The sequence below is a fragment of the Photobacterium sp. 270122K genome (genome assembly GCF_059941365.1).
Genome location: NZ_JBPOEN010000001.1, coordinates 279,573 through 299,906 on the forward strand (window position 1 = coordinate 279,573; position 20,334 = coordinate 299,906).

Sequence of the window (20,334 nt, forward strand, 5' to 3'; positions counted from 1 at the left end):
CACGAAAAGAGCGGGCGCCGGCTATCAAGGAAGATAGCCAAAGCGGAAACAAGGACGGAAAACGAAAAACAAAAGACGGAAGAGAAGACACATTGTGTGCCATAGGTAACACGCAGGCACGTAACCAATGAAAACCGGAAAAGAGAATGTAATGGCGGTGGAATATTCACCATCTTTTGAATGCAAACACCGCAGCACATGACAGGATGGCGCACAACGACCCTCACCCTCCCAGCCGTTTCGGGAATAAACAGAGATCATTGTGTTGAAACCATTTTCCACCCTCGCAGGGCGCATCGCGGCATGCATAACCCTGCTATTGCCACTAAGTACACAGGCACAGGTGCCCGAATCGTTCTTTTCTTGCCTCAATGGTGGTAATGCCATCACCTTTTCTAAATTAAACGACACGTATCGACTCACGATCAGCCACAACGCAACCGTAGACTTTGATGAAACCTGCCCCGAGAAATACGTGTCGTTCACGCGTGACACCCAAGAACAGGAATTGGCCTTTCGCTATAAAGCGGTGTGCCATAAACCTGCTGATGAGGAAAGCCCTGAGGTACGGTTTGAAATTTACGACTATTCACGGTTTGCGGGCCCCGATGCCCCACATTACGAAAAAGGGACGGTGACATGGCAAGGCATTTTTGTTCGTCAATTGTTTTGTACTAGCAATGAACAAAGTTTGCTCCAAGACCTGGTACAGAAAAGTCGCTATGGGCGTGTGCTGGTTGCGCCCCCATAATCGGACACCCATTCTTCAGATGAAACCGTGCTAAACGTGGCACCATTTTGCAAGGAAGCGCATAAATTTCGCCTATTACAACAGAATAACCATTAAAACCTTTACATAACTCGAAACTGATGTATTATCCATCTCGCTCTGTTGTTCGGAGTTATTAATGAAACTTCAAGTAAAAGTAAGCCTCAGTATTTCTTCGTCATTGTTGTTATTCTCAGTGTTTCCCTTAGCTTTATCGTCACATTAAATAATTCAAACTGTCAGTGCATCGCTTTTTTGCGATAATTTTATGAATTTAATTATATAAGGGACATATTATGTCTAACAAAACAACTGGTATCGTTAAGTGGTTCAACGAAGAGAAAGGTTTCGGCTTCATCACTCAAGACAACGGCGGTGCTGACGTATTCGTTCACTTCCGTGCTATCGCTTCAGAAGGCTTCAAAACTCTAGCTGAAGGCCAGAAAGTATCTTTCGAAGTAGAACAGGGTCAAAAAGGCCCTCAAGCAGCTAACGTAGTAGCGCTATAATTTCGAAAGTCGACGTAAATGGCGCTAGCGCCATTTACGTCACTTTTCACTCTCGTCACGCAAGCATTTATACCGTATCTTCAAAAAGCTTACCCCTTCTCGCCCCTGCTTTTTCAATATCGTTACTCTTTGCATCCCATTCGCTATATCCACAATCATAAAACTTCATTCTTCATTACCTGTTTATTTTACACACAATCATTTGCTCTACCGATCACATCATAAGGATACCTATGTCTCGATCCACTGGCCGAAAACGATTTTGGTTTCAACAATCTCGTGAAGAAAATTACACAGCACAAAAGGAAACATTTAATCAATGAAAGTAAATTTTAATTTATTTAAAGACGCGATTTCGTGGGAGTCACACATTCATCAACTAAATAGTGACATATTATTACGGCATGTATTGATGAATGGAAACGTAGAGAATATTCATCTCGCTTTTTCATACTGCGAAGTGTCAAATGAGGGGGATATTAAAAATAGAGAGAATGAAATCATTGGTAATTTTACGATTTCATATTGATGCAGAATCAGCCCATTACTTATCATAATGCCCCGAAAACACACCCATTTGGCTTAGCTATCACGCCATTGATCAACCCGTGAACGCCATTTCGTAAGCCGTTGAATGCTATGATGGACACCCTACCCAGCGACGCCGATGACACTGTCGAGTCCCAGCCCCGAGTGTCACCATACCACTGAAGAACAGCGTATCCATCATAAATAACAATGTTATTGATATTGCCAACTATGCCTTTCCATTGCGTACTAGACATAGTTTAACAATCAATAACTTGGCTACAATTACTTGTGTACCATGATCTCTAGGATCTGCACGTCAGTTTGTGTCATTGCGCCATTTGCCAATGCTGACATGTTACGAATAGAACTGTCCACATCATCCGCCACAATACCTTCACTGCCTGTCACGCGGATACCATCCAACGCCATCAACGCGGCTTTCAGTGCGGCACTTGCTGATGAAGACACCTTCATGGCACAACTGGTCTTTGCACCGTCACAGATAATACCGGTAATATCACCAATCATGCTGCAAATCGCATCACTGATCTGGGTAAACTGACCGCCAAGCAACCACGTCATGCCCGCCACTGCGCCCATTGATGCCGTTGTTGCACCACATAGCGCAGACAGCTTATTTTGGTAGCTCTTAATATAAATCGCCATCAGGTGAGACAGCATCAAAGCACGGATCGTTGTTTCTTTATCCGCTTTCACATGCTCAGCCACGACAACAACAGGCATGGTTGCCGCAATGCCTTGGTTACCTGAACCTGAGTTACTCATTGCTGGCATCATTGCGCCATCCATACGCGCATCAGACGCGGCAGAGGTACGACGCAGAATGTCTGTCATCAAACCGCCAGTCAGCAAACCGCGGTCAACGTTACGCTGGAACGTTGCACCAATTTGCAAACCATAATTCCCCGTCAAGCCTTCTTCTGACAACGCATTATTCAAATCGTACGCTTGTGAAATGAAATCAATGTCTTCCAGAGGCGCATTCAACGCAAAATCGTAAATATCGTGCGCCGTCGCTTGCTCGAAAATGTTTTCTTTTTTCACCGGAGCAGAATCCGTCGGCTGATCGGCAATGAACGTCACGGTGCCATTCACTTCAATCGATACCACATTGGTGTGGCCATCTGCGATGATCACACTCGCCGTCTCTTCCGCTGTCTCAACAACGACTTTCGCATACAAAATATTACTTACGGTCGCCACGCCTACTGCTACGGCATTGTTATCCAATAGCACTTTGGCTTTCGCAACATCATCTGCGGTAATGTGTTTTAGCACTTCAAGACCGGCATCTGGCTCACCCGCCAAAGCACCCACTGCCGCAGCAATCGGCAAACCGACCATACCCGTACCCGGTACGCCAACACCCATGCCGTTTTTCATTAGGTTAGGTGACACAAACGCGTCAATACGCACAGGCTGACCTTTTAAAGCGCGAGTAGCAATGGCTGCAGCCAATGCCACCGAAACAGGCTCGGTACAACCTAATGCAGGTACCACTTCACGTTTAACTGTCTCAATAAAACCGATCCATAGGTGCTTTTTCATTATCAAAAACCTTTATTCAAGCGTAAGTAGAGGTAACGGGCTGGGCTGTGTTTACCATCAGATGCCCTTGTTCTTATAAGGGATAATTTACACCGTTCAACAGATAATTGTTTTCTCATATGCCCTCCCTTTGCCCATGATGGGAGGATTATTTTCTCCTAAATGCACATATAAAAGTAAGTTTCACCACGCAGGCATTATGCGTACAAAAAAACACCTACCCCATCATCTAAGTCCCCTAAGCCATTGAATAATCAATAGACCTAAGGCCGTATAGCGGTATTTAGCGGGGCAGACCACACCATTCAACGAGAACAACGCCCCACGTTGCACATTTACCCGCTCACGATCACGCTATTGTTATTATTATCAGGTATTTTTCCTTTTTTCCTCACCCAAAAAATCACGGCTAACATCACAGCTTGATGTTCGTGTTATGTACCACCAAGCACCACAATGTGCCGTCGGTTTAACTCTTTTTATTTGTACCGTGCAAAAAAACATCACCATGCCAGCATAACGCCAAGATAAGCCGTCAAGGCATAGAATTTACTAGTTACTCAATAACTTAAATCCAATCCATCAACCATTCACATTGCGTGAACGCGGGCTCGTTACGATGAATAAAAATGCTTACTTTCTTACCTGTCTGTTATGTGCCTCACTTAGCGCGCCTGCGATGGCATTACCCAAAGAAAAACCTCGTTCACTGATCTTTTCCTGTGAAAGTAATCAAAAGATGATTGAGTTGAGACGTGATGAACGTCACTTCGATTTAAACATCACCGATCTGAAAAATAATCGTGTTATTTTCTCTGAAAGCTGCAAAAAAAGTGCGCTAAAAAGTAATCGCTATCAACGCGAATTCGTGACGGGTAACATGCTGACCTGCAAAAATGAAGACGCTCGCTTTACCCTGTTTGACTACATGAATGAAGAAAAAGAAATCGTACAGAGTACTGGGATTGATGTGCAGGTAGAGGAAACGAAATTTACGTATTACTGCAAGAAAAACACCATCAACTTCATTCATGAGCTCGTGCAGTAAACCGCTGTGCGCTAGCAACACTGCGTCGTAGGCGCCACAAACAAAAAAACCAACCGCAACGATTACCGTTAGGGTTGGCTTTTTAACACTGTAGCTAGGGTGTGTCCCTAAATTAACTAAGGCAACGCAGTGTGATCGTATACCGTATTATGCAACGTGTTTTTCGTTAGCGCGCGCAGGCAGTAACTCGTCGACAATCAATTTCAATAAGAATGTCTCTCGTTCAATCGACATCCCCTTCTTGTCACTGTTCGCCATGGTATGCTCATTGTGTGCAATAGCATCGAAAATGTTGATCCACACCGGTTTCATGCCGTTATTGATTTCATAATCTTCAAGGTTCGTTTCGCCCAACTGCGCATCAATCGTACACACAAAGCAGTAGGATTCCATGTGCATGATATCGTGATCCGGTTTGTACCACGGGCGATATTCCTCGTAGATGCCAAACGCTGTGATATCACGAATGTTCTGCGCACCGGTTTCTTCTTCCAGTTCACGGATCAACCCTTGTACCGCGTCTTCACCCTCATCGATCCCTCCCCCCGGCAACGTGTAGTCATGGTAGCGTGCGGTGTAAAGCATCAAGATGTTGTCACCCTGCAGGATAATGCCTCGTGCCGCTTTGCGGTGAAACATGCTGCCTTCAAGATCCAATAACTCAGGGTTTACGGTTGATTTCAATAAACGCATGTCGAACTTATCTCGGTTGACCAGTGTAGAGCGCAGCATTGTAGCGATCGCACCTGCGTGACGCAAATACCTTACCAATCAAACAATTTATTGAAGAAGGTTTCAACCTGCTTCACACCTTCTTTCACGCCATCCTCGACATGCTGTACGCCACGCTGTACCTGCTTAACGGGCAGTATCTCACACCCTTCACGCAATTGGCCCTGTGGATCCCACGTCGGCAGATACACATTGCCCGTACAACTTTGCGCCAACACACCCCGTTGATCGCGGTAATACTCAAAATCCACCACACGATCGGGAACCGGTATGACCAAAGGTTCTGGATCACGGTGTTGGATATAATCGGCATACAAACGCAACGGGCCAGAGGAACCGGTCAGTTTCACGGCTTTGTTATCATCACGCCCCATCCATATGGTCACGACTTCGCGTCCATCAACCCCGACATACCAACTGTCTCGGCCTTGGTCAGACGTTCCGGTTTTTCCTGCAAGTCGTGATGAAGGCAACAAGGAATTCAAATAACGCCCCGTCCCTTCCGTGACGACTTTCTGCAAACTGAACATGGTTAACCATGCGGCTTGCGGTGACACCATTTCGCTGGATGTCGGCAAATGTTGATACAAAATTCGACCGTCTTTATCCACCACGGCACTCAACGATGTCAATTCACTGCGCTGTCCGCCGTTAGCGATGGTTTGATACATTTGCGTCACTTCCACTGGCGTCAGCGTGAAAGCCCCCAATAGCATTGACGGTAACTTCGGCACTTCATTTTCATTGATGCCAAGGCGACCCATAGTATCAATCACGCTATCCAGCCCCACTGCCATTCCAAGGTTCACCGTGGGAATATTGTAGGATTTCGCTAACGCGCGGTATAACGGCACTTCACCACGGTATTTACGGTCATAGTTACGCGGTGACCATTTTTCGCCATTTTCACCCCGTACAGTGAGCGGTTCATCTTTCAGGCTGGTCGCTAAGGAGAATTGTTCCGGCTTTTCCAGTGCCGCCAGATAAATCGCGGGTTTCACCACTGAGCCGATCTGGCGTTTGGCATCGACCGCGCGGTTAAAACCGTCATAACCCGGACGTGAACCGCCGACAATGGCACGGATTTCACCGGTCATTCGATCTGCCACCACCACGGCAGTTTCCAGCTCATTACCGGCTTTGGCTTCTAGCGTCGGAATCACTTTGTTCACCGACTGCTCCACCATGGCTTGTGAACGCGGATCAAGCGTGGTGAATAGACGTAGCCCTTGGCCAGGTTCATAACCTCTTACCTTGGCTTCCAGTTCACGTTCAAGCTGGCCAAAATAGGCAGGCTGACGATTAGAAATCTGCCCTTTGGCCTGCAAATCTAAATCGTGCTTGATGGCCGCTTTATAATCAAACCGATCCAACGCACCATTATCCATCATCAGCTTCAAGACGAGATCACGACGGCGCTCTGCTCGCTCAGGGTAACGCCATGGGTTGTAATAAGACGGCCCTTTCACCAAACCGACCAATAACGCTTGCTGGTCAACACGCAATTCAGACAATGGCAAACCAAAATAAAAACGCGCACCCAATTCAAAACCGTGCACAGCATCGCGACCACTTTGCGCAAGGTACACTTGGTTAAGGTAAGCATCTAAGATTTGATCTTTGCTGTAACGGTAATCAATGATGATCGCCATATAGGCTTCACGGAATTTACGCCACAGGCTACGCTCACTGGACAAAAACATGTTTTTTGCCAGCTGTTGCGTCAGGGTACTGCCCCCTTGTACGGTTTTACCGGCTTTCAGGTTGGCCAAAAAGGCACGTGCAATCGCCGTCGGTGAGACGCCATCGTGCTCATAAAAATCGCGGTCTTCGGTCGCGATTAAGGCATCAATTAATGGCTTTGGCATTTCTGCCATTGGGCGATAAATACGCTGTTCATCGGTTTTGGCTTCCAACATGCCCAGCATTTTCGGCTCGACACTGACATAGCCTAACTCGCGCTTTGTATCCCCTTCGATAATCCGTTTTACTTTGGAATAATCAAATTGGGCAATAATATGGCGGGCTTCTTGTGCCCCATCACGAAAATCAAACGGGCGACGAATAAATTCCACTTTCAATCGGCTGGTTGAATACTCCCCCGGTTGCGTGGGCTTATTCACTTTCCGGTATTTCAGGACCTTCAGTTCGCTGATCAAGTCTTCATATCGGATCAGCGCGCCAGGCTGCAACGTTAACTCACGGGCATAGACGACCGAAGGCAACTGCCAGAGCTGCCCTTCAAATTTTTCGGTTATTTCGCCATTCAGCGCAAAGCCCATTTTGATGAGTCCACCCCCAACGGCCAGAACACCGACAAGGCATGAATATGTCACCCAGCGCGGAACACGCCTTTTTTTACGTGGCGTTGCCGATGCATTGGATGATGACGTCGCGGTATGATCCGCATTCACGTCAGCCTGTTTCTGCTCTGATTCATTCGGTGTGTGTTGCTTGCTCATAGTCACTCTTCATCACAAATTCGCGCCGACCATACCCCAAGCTAATCAGTGTAATGTCAAAACCCTGTCAAAGCCGAGTATCGCCAACGGGGAACTGCCCCCTGTATTTGCAACCTGCGAGGCAACTAACAAGCGCTAGCAATTTCATGCAAAATCACTCAAAATACGCGCCCTTGCAAACCAAAGAACAGAGTAACCATGGAACGCGATTATAGCCTTGAATGCCTGATGACCATGCCGCGACACGAACTGGAAGAGTTCAGCCTTCGCGTGATCAGCCGTATGGTGCCAGAAGAAGCGATGCAAGAACTGTTTACTTTCGAACAAGAAGAAGTCGACAGTGAAGAGCGGATGAAGTCAGCACAGTTCGATGCCATGTTGCGTATGAATGCGATCGCCTTGGGTGAAGTGGCCGCCGCCTTTGCCGAGTCAGAAATGGCCAAGCAAAATACTGAGCGCATGACACGTTTGATCTTATGGCACTTCTACGCCATTTCTTTCAATCTGGAAGAAGCCGTCACGCTGGAACAGCATTGTGAGCAAGTGGAAGCGATCCTGAATAATGCGCCTCGCGATGCGTTTGGTTGGGTGAAAGTGTTGACCGAGTTGCTGCACACTTATGCCGAACTGAATGAAAAGCAAAACGAAAAACAGAACGAAAAGTAAAAACATACAGCACGAATAATACGACAGCCCGCCATGTTAACCAGAGCGGGCTGTTCTTTTTTGCATTGGCTACCCTTGCAACGACGCTTGATGCTTCTCAATCAAATCCGCCATCGCGTCTTCTGCACGCTGCTGAACGTGCTTCAGACAATCTTCGTGCCCCATGGCTTCCACCACTTCGTAATAGCACTTCAATTTTGGCTCTGTCCCTGACGGGCGCACGACAACGCGCGATGCATCATCAAGATGATAAATCAGTACATCACTGGCCGGTAAGTCGATGGTTTCAACCACGCCGTCGGCATCAATACGCTGTGATGTTTTCAGATCATCCGTACGCACCACGGCACGCCCCGCGATCGTACTGGGTGGTTGTGCCCGCAACGTGTCGCCAATCGGCGGTGAACCGGGTTCTAAGGCAATACTGCGTTGCGCATTAAGATATAACCCATGTTCACGATAAATCGCTTCTATGCGATCCCACACGGTCGCGCCATTGGCGGCTAACTCGGCGGTTAATTGCGCGAATGCCACCAAAGCTGATAGCCCATCTTTGTCCCACACTGTCGTGCCTACGGTGTAGCCCAAAGCCTCTTCGTAAGCAAACACAAACGGCTGCTCCTGCGTTTGCTTTTCCATCGCCACATTCGTGAGCCATTTGAAGCCTGTCAGGGTCTGGAAATACTTCGCCTCTGCCGATTTGGCAATGTTCTCCAGCAAACTTGACGAGACAATCGTGGTGCCGACCAAGGCTTCATTGGGAGTGACACGGGTAAGCAGGTAATGCCCGAGCAACATGCCGACCTGATCACCCGTCAACATTTTATATTCGCCCTCTTCTGTGCGCACGGCCACTGCAAATCGGTCGGCATCTGGATCATTCGCGCAAGCCAATGTCGCACCGTGCGCTTGCGCTTCGGCAATCACCATATCCATCGCCCCCGGCTCTTCCGGATTGGGGAAGTTTACGGTAGGAAACGTGCCGTCAGGTTCACGCTGTGCTTTTACACTGTAAACCTGATTAAACCCCGCATCTGCCAATAAGGTTTCAGCGAGATCAGCCCCGACGCCATGCATGGCGGTATAGGCGATACTGACCAATTCTGGCGCAGTATGGTTAGAGAGAAAAGGACTGCTGTTCACCGCCTGACGGTATTGCGAATAAAAAGCATCGCCCAATAACGAGAGTAAGCCTAGCGGTTCAATTTGAGACAGGGTTAAATCCGGTAGGGGGGCTTGCGCGGCAATGTCGATCTGCGCGGCAATACCGCTGTCATGCGGCGGAATGATTTGCGCCCCATTGCCCCAATAGACTTTAAACCCATTGTACGCGGGCGGATTATGGCTGGCTGTCACCACCACCCCGGCTGCCGCATTCAAGTGCCGCACACCAAATGCTACCACAGGCGTCGGCGCAACGGTTTCGGTAAGGTACACATGGATCCCAAGTGACCCCAACATCACCGCCGCATCTGTCGCAAATTGCTTGGAGTCCGGTCGGCCGTCATAGCCAATCACCACCCCTTTCGCGGCAGCATCATCAACCTGCTGCAGCAAGTATGTGCCCAACCCTAACGCCGTTTCTTGGATCACAAGGCGATTCATCCGGTTTGGCCCAGCCCCAACAATTCCCCTTAATCCGGCAGTACCGAATGCTAAACGGGCGGTAAACCGTTCTTCCAATGCCAATTGATCATTCGCATCAATAAGCTGCTGTAATTCTTCTCGTGTGGTTGGATCTGGATCACGAGCCATCCATGTCGATACTTTATTCATTGAGTTGAGGTCCTGACTAACACACAAAACTCAGTATAGCCTGATCACCCCAGAATCAAACCCTGCGGTTTATCACCCTCGATCGGGCACTGCCGAACCACAAACCGACGCCAATCAACCAATCAATCAACCAATCAACACCCGTCACAAATTACAGGCAAAAAAAATCCAGCCCTAAGGCTGGATTTCTGTATGCGTTACGAAGGATTAATCTTCGTTGCGAGGCTTACGGTCACGGCGAGGTGCGCCGCTTGCGTTTGCGTTGCTGTGGTTACGTTCGCCACGGAAGCTACCACGGTTGTCGCCGCCACGGTTACGGTCGAAACGACGTTCACCATTACCACGGCCATTGCCACCTTCACGGTTGCCATCGCGGTTACCACGGTAGCCACCACGGTTGCCGTCACGGTTACCATCGCGGTTGCCGCCACGGTTACCATCGCGGCTGCCGCCACGGTGTTCACGTAGCACTTCACCTTCAACAACAACAGCTTTCACGTCGTTCTGACGGATACGCAGTTTCTTCAGTTGCGCTGCAACTTCAGCAGTCATCTTCTTAGGAAGCTGAACGTAAGTGTGCTCAGGAGCCAGTTTGATTGCACCGATGAACTCTTTGCTTAGGCCAAGTTCGTTTGCGATTGCGCCAACGATGTCTTTAACCTGAACGCCTTGCTCACGGCCAACCTGTAGCTGGTACGTATCCCAGTCAGCGTTGTTGTAAGTGCGACGTTCGCCACGCTCACCGCGCTCACGACGCTCGCCGCCACGCTCACCACGTTCACCGCGATCGCTACCACGACGGTCACGACGCTGTGCTTCACGCTCAATCGCAGCAACCATTGGATCTGGACCTTTGTAGAACAAAGGACGGCTGCCTTGCTGGCGTTGAAGTAGCATTGCAGCAAGTGTTGTAGCGTCAACTTCGATAGTTTCTTGAAGCTTTTCAACAAGCTCAACAAACGCTTCTACGCTTGACTCGTCTTTCTGAGCAGCAAGCTCAAGACCTAGACGGTTCAGACGTGCTTCAGCAACGGCGTCACGTAGCGGAAGTTGAATTTCTTCCATGCGTGATTTAGTTACACGCTCGATAGTGCGAAGCATACGGATTTGGTTAGTACGAACCAATAGGATCGCTTTACCGTTACGACCTGCACGACCTGTACGGCCGATACGGTGGATGTATGATTCTACATCGAACGGGATATCGTAGTTGAATACGTGTGTAATACGTGGAACATCAAGGCCACGTGCCACAACGTCAGTTGCAACTAGGATGTCGATAACGCCACGTTTGATATGATCAACAGTACGCTCACGTAGAGACTGAGGAATATCACCGTGAAGTGCAGCAGCTTTGAAGCCACGAGAAGACAACCAATCAGCTAGACGCTCGGTATCTTGACGTGTACGTACGAATACGATTGATGCATCTGTTTCTTCAGTTTCAAGAAGACGCATCATTGCTTCGTCTTTCTCTACGCCTTTAACAACCCAGAACTGCTGCTCAACTTGAGATACAGTACGGTTTTCACCTGCAACGTCGATGCGTGCTGGTGTACGTAGGAAACGGTCAACGATTTCTTTAACGATTGGAGGCATAGTTGCAGAGAACAGAACGCGCTGAGCAGATTCTGGAGCCTGTTCCATGATCCAAGTTACGTCGTCAACAAAGCCCATCTTCAACATTTCGTCAGCTTCATCAAGTACGAAAGTCAGTACTTCATCAAGGTGTAGACGGTCACGAGTGATAAGGTCTTTAACACGGCCAGGTGTACCAACAACGATGTGAGCACCGTTCTTAAGTGCACGCATCTGATCAACGATAGAAGCACCACCGTAGATCTCAAGTACTTTAAGGCCTTTGATGTTCTGACCAAGTACTTTGATTTCAGCCGCTACCTGAATCGCTAGTTCACGCGTTGGCGCCATAACGATTGCTTGTGGTTTGTGCTGGTTGATGTTCAGTTTGTTCAGTAGCGGTAGAGAGAATGCTGCTGTTTTACCAGTACCTGTCTGCGCTTTACCAAGTGCATCAGTACCAGTCAATAGAAGTGGAATTGACGCCGCCTGGATAGGGGTAGGCGCAACGAAGCCCATTGAGTCAAGTGCGGATAGTAGCGTGTCAGCCAGTTCTAGCTGACGAAATTCTGTAACAGATTCTAGCATTGGGATCCCAATATATAATCTAACTAAAAACGGGGCCCCTTCGGCTTTAAACGGTTCTGCAACAGCAACCACAAGCATGGGCCTCGACGATTTGAGGCGCGCATTGTCTGCCATTACTCGATAAAAAGCCAGAAAAAATTGAGCAACGTCACAAAATAACTGTCAATAACCTATTATTTATACAATGCGAACAACGCCACAGCTATTCTCTGCCTGTTACATCCTAAATCTGTGATTTCCTTAACGGCACTTGCCTCAATTTACCTCACATTTAGCATGCTGAAGCACGCATTTATATGGGTACAACTGATTGCGACCGGCTTTTTTCGCTTGATATAGCGCTTTATCCGCACCATCAAGTATACACATCGCCTCATCCCCACATTTCGGTATGCAGCTGCACACGCCCACACTGACGGTGACAATACCGAACTCACTTTGACGGTGAGGAATATTCAACGCGGTAATCGTTTTAATAATCCGCTCGCAGAGGATATTGACCTCACTCACTGACAGCGACGGCATTAAGCACGTGAACTCCTCTCCCCCGTATCGGCTCACAATCGCGTTCGGGTAGGGTTTCATGATCACATCTAATGCATTAGCAATACGCTTTAAGCACGTGTCCCCTTCAATATGCCCATATTCATCATTGAAGCGCTTAAAATGGTCCACATCAATCATCACCAAATGCAGTGCGTTGCCTTGTTCGGCGGCCAATTCCCAATAACGCCGTAAAGAAAGATCGAAAAAACGGCGATTGGCAATACCGGTTAAGCCATCTTGCATGGACCATAATTCTAATTGTTTATTGGCTTCTTCTAACGCTTTGTTTGCCAATTTTATGGCTTGGGTGCGTTCATTCACCCGCTCTTCCAACTCTAAATTCAACTGCTGCAACATCTCGTGATTACGGCGGATCACAATTTGCTGCCCTAATGCGGCACCAAACAACTTCAAAATTTCTTTTTGGTGTTCTGTCAATATACGTTGGTTAATCAAGTTATCGGCAGCCACCCAACCGATACAGTTATCACCGTTCCACATCGCGATCATGGCGTTCCACCCCACCCCGACCTGCGTCGTACCGAAATACAGCGGGGCATTCTCTTTAACCACCACGTGATCTTTGCGGCTTAATGCTTCATTCACTAACGGGTGATCAGGAATGGCGCTGGTAAAATTGGCGCGAGAAACCAAATTACCATCAGGGTCAGTCCCAAATGTGCCTCGCATTTCATTTTTATCAAAGTCCGTCAAAAATATTGCCATTCGGTCAATGGCTAAATACTGGCGGGCAAGCACAACAGCATCATGATAGAGCTGATCTAGGCTGCTCGCTTTAGATAGAGTTAATGTCACATCGTGCAGGTTTTTCAACAGCGACAGATAATGCGTAATAGAATGGTTTCTGACTTCGAGTTCAGCCTCGACACTGCGGCGGGAAATATGGTGAGCCAAGACTTCATCTTGCAGCAAACGTGCACTAAGGTCAGAAGCAATCAGTACTAACAAAGACTCAAGCACCCGTTGCTGTGCTTCAAGGTATTTGGGCTGTATGGTTTCAGCATACAGGTAGCCCACCGAACGAAAATGGGTACGAATAGGCATAACAAAGCGAGTTATTGGCCGTTCGTCTTTATCCCAAATAGCCGCATAGTCCTGATTATCCACTTTCTGTACGGTGTGCTCATCCTGTTTATCTTGCGCAAAATAAACAAGGGGTACATCGGTGAACGCGTGCAGAGGAATGGGGGTAGGATAATAGCGGAACGCCCCCTTCACCCAACACGCCATCGCATGGCTTTCTCCCCCTTGATCAACCACAAACGTGATCGTGTCTAACTGTAATGATTGGTTCAATGTTGAGAGCAAGCAAAAGCACCAATGCTCCATCTTCGCTTGTCTCGCCAATTGATTTGCCAATAGTGAGAGTGCCTCACGCTTTTCCATATCCATATTCCGCCAAATCGACACTTATCCCACCGAGTTTAAGGCAAAGCGATAAACAGCCAGCAGTTCCTTGTCTGTATGATGAGCAACTGCACAATTGCTCTCGTTTTGTTTCACTCACAGGAGGATGTTTTATAAAGGATTCTGGCACAGAAGGGAAAAGGCGGACGTCTATTTTTTGATCACGGTTATAGGTTTCCGCAATCTTCATCAATAAACGCGATGAACGGCATCTGATTTCATAGTTTTGTCTCGTTTATTATGTACACTTTATTTTTACATCTTCCTTATCGGACGTTCTCGGTCGGGTTAAACTTGGTTTTGCTGGCTGAAAACTTTATAGTGTCCGAGTTAACAACCTGAGACCGGGCATAATGTTTCAAGATAATCCTCTACTAGCACAGCTTAAAAAACAGATTCAGGAAACCCTTCCTAAAAAAGAAGGCACCATCAAGGCCACTGATCGCGGTTTTGGTTTTCTGGAAATTGACAACAAAGACAGCGTTTTCATTCCGCCTAACTATATGAAAAATGTCATGCACGGTGACCGTGTTATGGCCGTTATTCGTACAGAAAAAGAGCGTGAAGTGGCTGAACCGCAAGAGTTGATTGAGCAAAACCTCAATCGCTTTATTGGTCGCGTGAAAATGATCCGCGATCGTCTGCACGTCGTGCCGGATCACCCACAGTTAAAAGAGGCTATTAAGGCACGCCCTGTCAAAGGCTTGAACCCAGAATTGCTGAAAGAAGGCGACTGGGTAGTGGCGATGCTGACGCGTCACCCTTTAGTTGGCGATAACAAAACGTTCTTCTGTGATATCAAAGAAAAAATCACCGACAGCAACGACAAAATTGCACCATGGTGGGTTACCCTAGCCCGTCATGATCTGCCCAATGCAGAGCCTGCGCCACAAGCCAGCTGGTCAATGCTGGACGAAGGCCTTGAGCGTCAAGACCTGACAGATGTGCCATTCATCACTATCGATGGTGAATCCACCAAAGACATGGATGACGCACTTTACACCGTCGTTAAAGAAGACGGCAGCTTCGAAATCACGATTGCGATTGCTGACCCAACCTCTTACATCGCCGTGGGCGATAAGATGGATGACGAAGCACGTCAGCGCGGTTTCACCATTTACTTGCCGGGTCGTAACATTCCGATGTTGCCACGCGAGCTGAGTGATGAGCTGTGTTCACTGCTTGAAGATGAAAAGCGTCCAACGATTTGTTGTCGTGTGACTGTTGATGCTGATGGCGTCATTCAAGATGATATTCATTTCTTCGCTGCATGGATCAAATCACAAGGTCGTCTATCGTACGACAACGTGTCTGATCTATTGGAAAACGGCGAATGTGAAGGTTGGGCACCAAACGCCGTCATCGAAGAACAAATTCGCGCACTGCACAAATTTGCGAATGCGCGCAGTGCATGGCGTGCAAGTAACGCCGTGGTATTCCCAGATCGTCCAGACTACCGCTTTGAATTGAGCGAAGACAACGACGTAGTGGCGATTCACACTGACCCTCGCCGTACTGCGAACCGCATGATCGAAGAAGCCATGATCACGGCAAACATCTGTGCCGGTCGTGCACTGCGTGACAAATTCGGTCTGGGTGTCTTTAACTACCACAACGGTTTCAATCCAGAAAAACTGGATACCGCGATGGAGTTCCTGACTAACGCTGACGCTCCGTTTGAAAAAGAGCAATTGGTCACGCTGGAAGGCTTCAGTGCCCTACGCCGCTGGTTAAACGATCAAGACTCACCGTACCTTGATAACCGCCTACGCAAGTTCCAAGCGTACAGCGAAGTGGGTAATACGCCTGCGCCGCATTACGCAATGGGTCTGGATGCTTACGCAACGTGGACGTCACCAATCCGTAAATACGGCGACATGATCAACCACCGTTTGCTAAAGGCTTTGATCTCAGGTCAAGAACCAACGCAAACACCGGATGACACCGTCGGCGACGAAATTGCGCTGCACCGTCGTAGCCACCGTATGGCTGAGCGTGACGTGGCGGATTGGTTGTACGTACGTTTGCTTAAAAATGCGGTGAAAGAAGCGACTGTCTTTACAGCAGAAATCTTCGACATTAACCGCGCAGGTATGCGTGTTCGCCTGCTGGAAAATGGCGCTGCTGCCTTTATTCCTGCACCACTGATTGTGGATAATAAAACGCGCATTGAGTGCAGCGGTGAACTGGGCATTATCAACATTGATAAAGTCAAAGAATACCAGCTGGGCGATCAGTTTGAAGTGACGCTCGCCGAAGTGCGCACTGCGACACGTCAGCTTGTGGCAAAACCGGTAAAACAATTTCCGGACTTGGCCACAGAAGCACCGGCTGACAACGCAACAGCAACGGATGAACCCGTAAAAGCGTAATAACGCGATTTAAGATATAATCCTAAGGGTCTGCACATGCAGGCCCTTTTTTTACGCCTGTTTCCCCCCTGCGTCCTCAACACGCAGGGCAACCATAAAGACCGTGACGGTCAATAATTACAGATAAGTCAGCTATGTCAGAATCTACCCCGAAAAATACCCTCTGCCCTATCGAGCAAGACGTACAACAATGGCTAGAAGCCGTTGTTATCGGTCTGAACTTGTGTCCATTTGCCGCTAAACCGAACCGCAATAAGCAAATCGACATCTACGTCGATGATACCGCCGCGGAAGACGTGCTACTTGAAGCGATTTACCAACAACTCAAGCGTTTGGACGAGACGCCCGTTGAACAACTGGAAACCACCTTGGTCGTTGCCCCTAACCTGTTCCAGGACTTCGATGACTACAACCAGTTCTTGGATTTGATTGATGCGCTAATCTTCCAATGTGGCTATGACGGCACTTACCAAGTTGCCAGCTTCCACCCGCATTACTGTTTTTATGGCACCCAGCCTGATGATGCAGAAAACCTCACTAACCGTGCACCCTACCCGATCTTCCATTTGATCCGCGAAGCCAGCATGGAAAAGGTATTGAAGCATTATCCTGACCCTGAAGGGATCCCAGAACGCAATATTGCCTGTGTCGAAGCCTTGTCAGCAGAAGACATCAAACGGTTATTTCCGTTCCTGACAACATCCAAATAACGCCAACGACAGACATAAAAAAACCCGAACATACCGTTCGGGTTTGGTTACTAAAACTTACCTTCAATAGGATGAAGAATAAGCCAGCTATGCAGCAACGCCAATATAGTGAGCTTAGTGATGTTTAACAGATCGGCGGCCAAACCAACGTTAAGCGCTAAACTCGAGAGTCAACTGCCCAAGTGAAAAGGCAGGCATATGTCTATTATTTTGAACATTTTAATACTCAGTAAGTATTATATTCTTAGTGTATACCAAACAGAAGAATTAAAATAATTTATTTCATTTAATGTTTATTTGTTATAAAAATCACTGTTCAATATAAATAAAGCACGTACTTTCCCCTTCCATCCTGAATCGCTCTCATTTCCACCTTGAATAACCTTACATTAACAATCAGTTGCATACCGTCATGTTTTTAACTTCCTGTGCCTTTGCATTTACATCATGTGAATATGCGAGTGCTTAAAATTTTTTTTTGCATTAAAAAAAAGAGCCCACTCTCCATGGGCTCTTTTACTTTTTATCAATAACAGACATCAAGGTGTCATTATTAGCCTTTCACACCGCCAGAGGTCAGGCCGCCCACCAAGAATTTTTGAGCTAGCAAAAATACCGTGGTAATTGGAATGGCGGATAATACCGCCGCCGCGGCAAAATCACCCCACAAATAGTTCTGCGGATATAAGTATTGCTGCATACCTACGGCGAGGGTGTAATTATTCACATCCGTCAACAGCAAGGAGGCCACGGGCACTTCTGTCACCACACCAATGAATGACAGAATGAACACAACAGCAAGAATTGGCACTGACAATGGCAATAAGACCAAACGGAAAGCTTGCCATGGTGTTGCCCCATCCAATGCCGCCGCTTCTTCTAACGAATTATCAATCGTTTCAAAGTAGCCTTTAATGGTCCATACGTGCAGCGCAATACCCCCTAAGTAGGAGAAGATTAACCCGCCGTGCGTATTTAACCCCAAGAACGGGATGTACTGGCCTAAACGGTCAAACACAGCGTACAACGCAACCAGACCCAATACCGCCGGGAACATCTGGAAAATCATCATCCCTTTCAAGATGGTGCTTTTACCTTTAAAACGCATACGTGCAAACGCGTAAGCACTGGTGGTGGATAGCGCAACAATAATCACCGAGGTGATCCCCGCCACTTTTACTGTATTCCATAGCCACAACAAGACAGGGAAAGGCGGAGGCGTCACACTGCCATCACTGTTGGTGACAGACATCCCCAGCGCCAAACGCCAGTGATCCAATGTCGGATTACTTGGGATTAACTCACCACTGGCGAAGTTACCTTCACGCAGCGAAATCGCAATCACCATCAACAAAGGCAGAATCATTGCCGTTACAAACACACACAATGCAATGTGCGTCGCCCAGACCTTGTACTTTAAAGATTTCGATTGAACCATTGGCATGACTTTACTCCTTAGTCCTGCTCAAGCTTTGTATTGGTGAATTTCAGGTTAAGCAATGCCATGCCGCTGACCAGAATGAAGATCACAGTCGCAATCGCACCGGCTAGGCCGAAGTCTTGGCCACCGCCCCCTTCAAAGGCAATACGGTAGGTGTAACTCACCAACAAGTCGGTGTAACCCGCAGGCTCAGACGTACCCACCATGTTAGGGCCACCCGTCGTCAATAGCTGAATCATCACGAAGTTGTTAAAGTTAAACGCAAAGCTGGCAATCAACAGCGGCGTCATCGGCTTAATCAACATCGGCACCGTGATTTTGAAGAAGTTCTGAATCGGCCCTGCGCCATCAATGGCTGACGCTTCATACAAGTCATCAGGAATGGATTTCAACAAGCCCATGCACAGAATCATCATGTAAGGGAAACCCAACCACGTGTTCACAATCACCACCATGACACGTGCCGTGATCGGATCAGAGAACCATGACGGTTTAATACCGAACAAGCTATCCAGCAGCATGTTGATTTCACCGAAGCTTTGGTTGAACAAGCCTTTGAAAATCAAGATAGAGATGAAAGATGGTACCGCATAAGGCAAAATCAGAAGAACACGATAGATACCGCTGCCCTTTAAAGGCTCCCACTGCACAATACACGCCAGTACCATGCCCAATGCCAACGTCAGTGATACCGCCAAGAAAGCAAACACCACAGTCCAGACAAAGATGCCCATGAACGGCTCTTTAATGCCGTCATCTGTCAGCACGCGCTCAAAGTTCGCCATGCCTACGCCAACGACAAACCCAGGTGAAATGGGCTTATCGACAAACTGACCGTTCGCATCCACAGGTTGGTAGTAACCAATTTCCATGTTCGGCTTAAACAATTGCTGAGTTTGGTTATTCAGCAACGTTTGACCATCATCTTGCAGGGTAAATAATGGGGATTCCGAAGCAAACTTACGCAGGCCGCTCATACGAATGTCGGCGCCACTTGGCATTGACAATTCCATTTGGCTTAATGCACTACGGTTTTGAATAATGGTTTTAATGGTCGCTTTTTTGCCTTCTACTGCGCTGACTTCACGCAACGCCATCGCTTCATCGCTAACCGGCGCAGACAAATCAAGCACGGAAGAAGCCAGCAAAGTGCCGCCGTCTTTGATGATGATCTGATGGCCATTTTTCACCTGATACAAATCAAAGCCGTAACTTTTGCCAGATAAAAACGTGCGTTGCTGCAACACATTTTGTGTGCGTTCCATCGACAACTGATTAGAAGCACTGTAGTTGGTAAACGCAAGGCCAACGGTATAGATCAGCGGGAAGATAACAAAGACCACCATCCCCGCAACACCCGGATAAATATAACGGTGCGCGTAGGTTTTCTTACTCCCGAAAATATACAGCGCTAACGCGGTGAGAAAAACGGTCAGCAAGGCGAAGGGAATTTCACCTTGTGCATACATCAGCACCGTCGCGTAGCCATTGACGATACCGATCATGCCTAATAATGACCATTTCAGCCATTGACGATAATTAAAGGTTGGGCGAGTTTTTGGGATATCCAAAAACGCTTCGCCTTGAACTGACTGCATCTCAGCTCCTT

The 20,334-nt window shown here is 47.7% G+C and carries 14 protein-coding genes; 6 read left to right on the forward strand and 8 right to left on the reverse strand.

Annotated elements, in window-relative coordinates:
* The first annotated feature begins 262 nt into the window (after window positions 1-262).
* Window positions 263-751 (forward strand): hypothetical protein, encoded by a 489-nt coding sequence (locus ACSF8W_RS01345; protein ID WP_500844386.1) that lies wholly within the window; start codon window positions 263-265, stop codon window positions 749-751.
* Window positions 752-1,065: 314 nt separating this feature from the next.
* A complete protein-coding gene (gene cspE / locus ACSF8W_RS01350; protein WP_428446033.1) occupies window positions 1,066-1,278 on the forward strand; it encodes a transcription antiterminator/RNA stability regulator CspE in 213 nt (70 codons plus the stop codon).
* 813 nt (window positions 1,279-2,091) lie between these two features.
* Here cspE and ACSF8W_RS01355 read toward each other — a convergent pair.
* A complete protein-coding gene (locus ACSF8W_RS01355; protein WP_500844388.1) occupies window positions 2,092-3,378 on the reverse strand; it encodes an L-cysteine desulfidase family protein in 1,287 nt (428 codons plus the stop codon).
* A gap of 739 nt (window positions 3,379-4,117) precedes the next feature.
* Between ACSF8W_RS01355 and ACSF8W_RS01360 the strand changes: the two genes are divergently transcribed.
* A complete protein-coding gene (locus ACSF8W_RS01360) occupies window positions 4,118-4,426 on the forward strand; it encodes a hypothetical protein (RefSeq protein WP_428477758.1) in 309 nt (102 codons plus the stop codon).
* Between the two features lie 147 nt (window positions 4,427-4,573).
* On the opposite strand, the gene ACSF8W_RS01365 is transcribed toward ACSF8W_RS01360, so the two are convergent.
* Together ACSF8W_RS01365 and mrcB are read right to left on the reverse strand one after the other, a co-directional pair.
* Window positions 4,574-5,119: an NUDIX hydrolase gene (locus ACSF8W_RS01365; protein ID WP_500844977.1), complete on the reverse strand. Its 546-nt coding sequence runs from the start codon at window positions 5,117-5,119 to the stop codon at window positions 4,574-4,576.
* A 71-nt stretch (window positions 5,120-5,190) separates the two neighbouring features.
* Entirely contained in the window at window positions 5,191-7,620 is a 2,430-nt protein-coding gene (gene mrcB, locus ACSF8W_RS01370; RefSeq protein ID WP_500844391.1) for a penicillin-binding protein 1B, read from the reverse strand.
* A 198-nt stretch (window positions 7,621-7,818) separates the two neighbouring features.
* Here mrcB and ACSF8W_RS01375 point away from each other — a divergent pair, with 198 nt between their 5' ends.
* On the forward strand, window positions 7,819-8,286 hold the full coding sequence (locus tag ACSF8W_RS01375) for an exoribonuclease R (RefSeq protein WP_500844393.1): 468 nt from the start codon (window positions 7,819-7,821) through the stop codon (window positions 8,284-8,286).
* A 69-nt stretch (window positions 8,287-8,355) separates the two neighbouring features.
* On the opposite strand, the gene ACSF8W_RS01380 is transcribed toward ACSF8W_RS01375, so the two are convergent.
* From ACSF8W_RS01380 to ACSF8W_RS01390, 3 genes are all read right to left on the reverse strand, one after another.
* Window positions 8,356-10,062, reverse strand: coding sequence for a phospho-sugar mutase (locus ACSF8W_RS01380; protein WP_500844395.1), 1,707 nt, complete (start codon window positions 10,060-10,062; stop codon window positions 8,356-8,358).
* Between the two features lie 207 nt (window positions 10,063-10,269).
* Window positions 10,270-12,228 carry a DEAD/DEAH box helicase gene (locus ACSF8W_RS01385; protein ID WP_500844396.1) on the reverse strand — a complete coding sequence of 653 codons (1,959 nt, stop codon included), beginning with the start codon at window positions 12,226-12,228 and terminating at the stop codon, window positions 10,270-10,272.
* 255 nt (window positions 12,229-12,483) lie between these two features.
* A complete protein-coding gene (locus ACSF8W_RS01390) occupies window positions 12,484-14,181 on the reverse strand; it encodes a sensor domain-containing diguanylate cyclase (RefSeq protein WP_500844398.1) in 1,698 nt (565 codons plus the stop codon).
* Window positions 14,182-14,555: 374 nt separating this feature from the next.
* On the opposite strand from ACSF8W_RS01390, the gene ACSF8W_RS01395 reads away from it, so the two are divergent.
* Together ACSF8W_RS01395 and ACSF8W_RS01400 are read left to right on the forward strand one after the other, a co-directional pair.
* The gene (locus ACSF8W_RS01395) at window positions 14,556-16,574 is read left to right on the forward strand and encodes an exoribonuclease II (RefSeq protein ID WP_500844400.1); all 2,019 of its coding nucleotides are present in this window, start codon (window positions 14,556-14,558) and stop codon (window positions 16,572-16,574) included.
* Window positions 16,575-16,708: 134 nt separating this feature from the next.
* Window positions 16,709-17,284: a DUF1415 domain-containing protein gene (locus ACSF8W_RS01400; RefSeq protein WP_500844402.1), complete on the forward strand. Its 576-nt coding sequence runs from the start codon at window positions 16,709-16,711 to the stop codon at window positions 17,282-17,284.
* Window positions 17,285-17,837: 553 nt separating this feature from the next.
* Here ACSF8W_RS01400 and malG read toward each other — a convergent pair.
* The gene (gene malG / locus ACSF8W_RS01405) at window positions 17,838-18,728 is read right to left on the reverse strand and encodes a maltose ABC transporter permease MalG (RefSeq protein ID WP_500844404.1); all 891 of its coding nucleotides are present in this window, start codon (window positions 18,726-18,728) and stop codon (window positions 17,838-17,840) included.
* A gap of 11 nt (window positions 18,729-18,739) precedes the next feature.
* Window positions 18,740-20,323: a maltose ABC transporter permease MalF gene (gene malF, locus ACSF8W_RS01410; protein ID WP_500844406.1), complete on the reverse strand. Its 1,584-nt coding sequence runs from the start codon at window positions 20,321-20,323 to the stop codon at window positions 18,740-18,742.
* Window positions 20,324-20,334: the final 11 nt, after the last annotated feature.